This is a genomic window from Bacillus sp. SIMBA_005, assembly GCF_046535585.1.
GTDB classification, from domain to species: domain Bacteria; phylum Bacillota; class Bacilli; order Bacillales; family Bacillaceae; genus Bacillus; species Bacillus pumilus.
The window spans coordinates 1-247 of the sequence record NZ_JAWRWI010000923.1 but is presented as its reverse complement, the minus strand read 5'-3'; the positions used below and the strand labels follow the sequence as shown (position 1 = coordinate 247).

The following is a 247-nucleotide window of genomic DNA, read 5'->3' as shown; positions in this document are numbered from 1 at the left end:
ACCCTCACTGCGAAAGAACATGTCGAGCATTACATCTCGAAAGGCGCTACGTCTAAAGAAGCCATTAAAAAAGCAGCAGTCGATCGCAATGTACCAAAGCGTGAAGTGTACGATGCTTACCATATTAAGCAATAAAAAAACGTTCTTGTGTCATAACAAGAACGTTTTTTGTACAAGAAATGATTATTTAAGGTTTTGAAGCTGGTTTTGGATTTCGCTGATGATTTGCTCAGCGCCTTCTTTACTA

At 38.9% G+C, this 247-nt stretch carries 2 pseudogenes; one reads left to right on the top strand and one right to left on the bottom strand.

Annotation, left to right across the window (positions count from 1 at the left end):
• Window positions 1-135, top strand: a pseudogene (locus SB660_RS22775) (16S rRNA (cytidine(1402)-2'-O)-methyltransferase); the annotation flags it as partial.
• Between the two features lie 48 nt (window positions 136-183).
• Here the strand turns inward: SB660_RS22775 and SB660_RS22770 are convergent.
• A pseudogene (locus SB660_RS22770) lies at window positions 184-247 on the bottom strand (transition state regulator Abh); the annotation flags it as partial.